Source organism: Pseudoalteromonas sp. TB25, from assembly GCF_000497995.1.
Taxonomy (GTDB): domain Bacteria; phylum Pseudomonadota; class Gammaproteobacteria; order Enterobacterales; family Alteromonadaceae; genus Pseudoalteromonas; species Pseudoalteromonas distincta.
In genome coordinates, this window is the sequence record NZ_AUTI01000073.1 from 1 (window position 1) to 4,812 (window position 4,812).

A 4,812-nucleotide genomic window follows, 5' to 3' on the forward strand; every position below is an offset into this window, starting at 1 on the left:
GCCTCAATAGAAATTAATGATTATACGAAGAAAAATAGCGGTAGTTTATACGACGAAATTATGAAGTGGTTTGACTCTTAATGGATATTGAAAAAATCTTATTTGTTATTTTTCTAGTTGGTTGCCTTCTTAGTGCAGTTTTATATGTTTTTTTTGGGCAAGTTACTGTACGCAAATTAAGGAAAAATCCAAATACCAAAGAGCTTCTTGGTATGGAGTATATAAGTGGCTGGGATATCATAAATGTTGCTAAAGTATTCTCACTACCAAGGAAATGGATGCTCAAGGTTGAAAAGAGTAAGTTTGCATTTATGTATGCAAACTCTTCTGCTTTATACGAAAATACAACAATATTCGATAGGGTACTTGGTTGTATCTTCTATTGGTCATTGACTCTTTCAGGTTTATTCGGGGCTTTTTTCGCACTACTAAACTCACTCGGTTTTTTTGATTAACACATGCTGATGGGGTTTTTAGCTAATAAAGTCAGCTATTGGCTCCAATCACCAAAACTTAAATTAGCAAAACTTTTTGTTTTAAGCTATTTTGTCCTCTAAAAGCGAAGCGCCTCATATCCTCTTTGTGAATTAGCCTTTAGATTACGAAGAGGGCATTAACTTGGGAAGCTGTAGTCGAACGCTTTAAGTTGAAAGTGGGCGTCACTTTAAACGTAAAACATCGGCGAATTAGATCTCTAATACACGCCGATGTTTATAACTTATTTAAATAAGCACATTACTAGTAAGCTATTAAACCTTAGTCTGCTTTACGGTTAAGACTAATCAAACATATTGCTAATATTAACGTTGCAATCATGCCTGAAGCGCCAGCAACAGCTGATGGAAGGAATCCATCACGGCCAAAGATGATTAATATAGCATTGGCAAGCATTGCAACTCCGCCTGCTAAGGCAGTAAGCCCGCCAATTGCTTTGCCACCTTTAGCGATAAAAGACAGGCCAAAAACAAGTGCTGCTAATCCCAATAATAATTTAGCTGCGTAGTAAATCATGAATGACAAAGAAACCACGCCACCAATTAAAGGTTGTGCGCCTTCTACGGCACCCGCTACTTTTCCAAATGTTGAAAACAAAGTAAGGCCAATGCTTACCTGTACTATGTTAAGAATTGCGCTAAATGTTATAGCCGACCATCCTAGCTGAGCGTTTTGTGCTTGCACCATAGCAGAACCCGCTAAGGCAACAAGTAGAGTGAAAACTACGGCTTCTAGTCCCCATGCATACTGCCTTGAAAAACTAATTTCTGCACTGTAAAGGGCAGTAAAAACAGCCTGTGTTAACGCCAATACCAACAATAAAGATGCCGTAATTAGAGTGGTGCGTTTATTCGTAAATTCCATTATTTACCTCTTATAATTTTATATTTAATGCTTTAAAAAGATTCGACAGGTTTGAATACGTCAAACAGGGAGCTTTTTAGCTAATTAGCTTTTACACTTAGCCTATAAGACAGGTAAAGCTATTTAATTATTTCACTTAAACCTATAAAAATAATAATTAATTACAAATAGGCTCAAATTTTGGTTTTATTCAAAACTTAAATTGGGAAATCGTTTAGGTTCAAGCCATTTATGCCCTCTAAAAGCGCAGCGCCTCATACCCTCTTAGTAAATCAATGTTTAACTATCTTAATTATCAAGAGGGCATTAATTTTGAGTATGTGGTTAAACGGCTTAATACTTACGGCGTTAAGATAAAAACGTAAAATGAGACCAGTCACTTAACGCTGTAATAGTTTGTTCTGTGGGAGGGGCAACATAGATTAAACCTGCAATGGCAATAATTGAAGCTAGCGTAATTAGTTTATTATCGAAGTCAGCTATTTTTAAAGCGGTTCCGAAAGAGCGTTTAATTGTGACATTACTTAAATCTACACTGTAAATTTCATCCAGCAATAAATGAATTAATCCGCCGAGTAAAATAAACCCACCCGTTAACCAGGCAAAGACGGCTGCTTGTGTGGTTGATTGGTCATTCAGTTTCCATGTTAATTGAGTTGTTAATAGCGCGCATAACAGTATAAATAGTAAAGAGTGGCAACTACCTCTGTGTACTGTGATCCATTCAAAAATGGGTCTAATAATGTATTTCATAAATCCGTAAACCAATAACGGCACTACGATTAACTCGATAAAGCTAATTTCAATAATGAGCTCGGTGGTTATGTAATGCAGTACCAGTAATACAGCGCTGAGTGCGAATAAGTTAAAAATAGTATCGAGTGATGTTGAGTTATCTGAATCTATGTCGGGCAATAAGCCGCCAATTGAGCCTAAAAACCAAAGCCAGAGTGCGCCCTTTAAATCAATATGGCTTGCAGATAGTAAGGTGGCTGAGGCTAAGCCTGTGATGATTACGGCAGTATTAAGATGAGTATTGAAGTTTGCCATTGTATCTCTTTATGGGAAAAAGTAGGGCATTCTATCAATTGAAAAGTTTATTGTTCAATATTCTTTTTAATTAGATTTTTTATTACTTTGATTAATTACTAATAGTACAATTGTTATTCTGTTTTGTGGTTAGTAGAGCAATCAAGTTGTAATTTTTTTATAAAAATCAATAATACGGACAGTTTTTATTGTCTATTGGCCTTTTGTGTTTTAAATAAAAGCCTAGCTATCAACTTATATAAAACGGCTTAACTGGAATCCACATGAACCAAAATAGATATAAAGCATCGTTTCCTGCGCCTGACATTGGTAGTAACTATTTTGTCTCATCAACTTGGAGCAGTTATGGTTTCTGGGCTTTATTAGCACTGACTCCGCTTGCTCATTACATGATGTACTATACCGAAGATGGTTTAGCGCATGGGGAAGATTTAAACACTTTAGTGTATGTAATACTTGGTGCTATTACCTTGTTTGTTTTAAATATTGCAGCCCAATCTATATGTTGGTTAGGCAGGCTTTTGGCAGTGGTTTGCTTTAGCATTAGTCTGTTTTTTATATTATTGCTTATTTACCTCAGTGTATATTCACACTTTCCAATTGCTTATTTAGGTGCTATTTCTTATTTTGGGTTAGCGGCTTATTTTTATAATAAAGACTATTTGAAAGCCATAAAAACATTATAGCATTTACTATGTAGTTACTAATTCACGCCATCTAATTTTTTATATCGTCATAAAAGGCAACTTTCCCTCGGCCTGTTTCTTTTACGTGATAAAGAGTTTTATCACCGTTGTGCATTAATTGATGTAGTTCATTACCATCATATGGGGCTATTGCAATTCCTATGCTTGCACCTACTGCGCATGTTTTTGTGTTTGAAATACTAACCTGCTGTTGTAGCTCATTTAGTAAGGTGATTGCTTTTTGTTGTGTTGCCGTTTTATCGTAGGTTTTAATTTGCTGCGCAACAATAAATTCGTCACCACCTAGGCGGATACACATGTCGTTTTTTTCGTGAAAAAGTGTTTTAAATCTGTGCGCTATTTCAATTAGCACTTTGTCACCAGCTTCGTGTCCGTAGGTGTCGTTAATGGGTTTAAAGTTATCTAAATCAATCATCATAAGCACTAAATGTTCATTATGTTTAATACATTCACGTAGTGCTTTTTTAAGGCGTTTTTCACCGGCGCGTCGGTTTAATAAGCCAGTGAGTGGGTCGTGATCGGCTTCAAAGCGGGTTTGCTGTTCGCGTTCTGCGCGCTCGGTCACATCGTGTAAAATTACTTCTACTAGCTGCTCTTGTTTGGGGTTTCGTTTGGTATCTCTTTGGTCTGTTAACCTTACAAATAAACAATGAAACCATACCGTTTTATAGCCAACTTTACACTCTACATCTAAGGTGGTTTGTGGTGGGTTTTTAGCAGAGCGAATATCTGCCAGTAGGCTTTGTAATTCGTCTACATTGCTAAGTAACTCAGGAAAATGCAAGGTTGGTAATTCTTCTTCGCCGGGTACGGTAAAGTAATGCTTAAATGCAGGGTTAAAGGTGGTGATAATGTTTTTGTCATCTAGTAAACAAATACCTGCGCTGGCTTGTTCAAAAATAAGTCTAAATTTAGCTTCTAGCTCTTGAGTTTTTTTACGCAGTGTTTGCTCATTACTAATAGTTAAATGTAGCTCGTGCATTAAGGCATTTATACCTTGGGTTAAACGGCTTATTTCGTCCCGCTTGCCTTGCTTGAAGGTTAGCATTTTAAGGGTTTCTGGCTCGCTTGGATTTATTTTAGCAAAGCTGTCGGTTAGGTTTTGAATTGGTTGTGTAAGCCAGCGCTGAACTACCAGCGATACAAAAAATGCGATAACAATGGATTGAATCAGCATTAAGATAAATTCTTTTATAAGCGCTGACTGTGCTTGTTGTTCAATAAAGTTATCGTCAGGGTATATGGCAAGTACACCTATAAAAGTGTCTTCTATAAAGGGGTGAACTAATTTAATTAAAACAGCTTCATTTTTTTTGTTAGTAGAGCCTTTTGCTATAAATAAATCTATCTCTCCTTTAGGGTTTACTTCTCCTTCTAGGCTTGCACCTTGCACTAAGTCGTTACTGAGTAGGCCGTTAATAATTTCTTGGCTTAATTCTTTGTCATTTAAGTAAGCGGCAATAGCGGCTGTTTTTTCCATTGTTTGCGCTAACTGTTGAACAAGTAGGTAATTTGTATTTTTTTTCTCTTTAAAGCCTGAGTAATAAGAGAGCATAGATGAGACTAAAGACACAACAATAGCAACTAACGCAATTGATATAGCGACGCGTATGTAGAGTTTTTGGCTAATAATTTTAATCAAATGTGTATACCACTTTTACTGCATCTGTAACTTGCGATAGCGGAATGTAGCCAA

General features: G+C 36.4%; 5 protein-coding genes. 2 read left to right on the forward strand and 3 right to left on the reverse strand.

Going from position 1 to position 4,812, the window contains the following annotated elements; genetic code table 11:
* The first annotated feature begins 80 nt into the window (after positions 1 to 80).
* Positions 81 to 455: a hypothetical protein gene (locus L652_RS0101390; RefSeq protein ID WP_024594623.1), complete on the forward strand. Its 375-nt coding sequence runs from the start codon at positions 81 to 83 to the stop codon at positions 453 to 455.
* Between the two features lie 301 nt (positions 456 to 756).
* On the opposite strand, the gene L652_RS0101395 is transcribed toward L652_RS0101390, so the two are convergent.
* Together L652_RS0101395 and L652_RS0101400 are read right to left on the reverse strand one after the other, a co-directional pair.
* Complete coding sequence (locus L652_RS0101395) at positions 757 to 1,359, reverse strand: hypothetical protein (RefSeq protein ID WP_024594624.1); 603 nt, start codon at positions 1,357 to 1,359, stop codon at positions 757 to 759.
* A 348-nt stretch (positions 1,360 to 1,707) separates the two neighbouring features.
* On the reverse strand, positions 1,708 to 2,409 hold the full coding sequence (locus tag L652_RS0101400; protein WP_024603213.1) for a metal-dependent hydrolase: 702 nt from the start codon (positions 2,407 to 2,409) through the stop codon (positions 1,708 to 1,710).
* Between the two features lie 263 nt (positions 2,410 to 2,672).
* Between L652_RS0101400 and L652_RS0101405 the strand changes: the two genes are divergently transcribed.
* Complete coding sequence (locus tag L652_RS0101405) at positions 2,673 to 3,095, forward strand: hypothetical protein (RefSeq protein ID WP_024594971.1); 423 nt, start codon at positions 2,673 to 2,675, stop codon at positions 3,093 to 3,095.
* A gap of 31 nt (positions 3,096 to 3,126) precedes the next feature.
* On the opposite strand, the gene L652_RS0101410 is transcribed toward L652_RS0101405, so the two are convergent.
* Positions 3,127 to 4,758, reverse strand: a complete 1,632-nt coding sequence (locus L652_RS0101410) for a sensor domain-containing diguanylate cyclase (RefSeq protein WP_024594970.1) — start codon at positions 4,756 to 4,758, stop codon at positions 3,127 to 3,129.
* Positions 4,759 to 4,812: the final 54 nt, after the last annotated feature.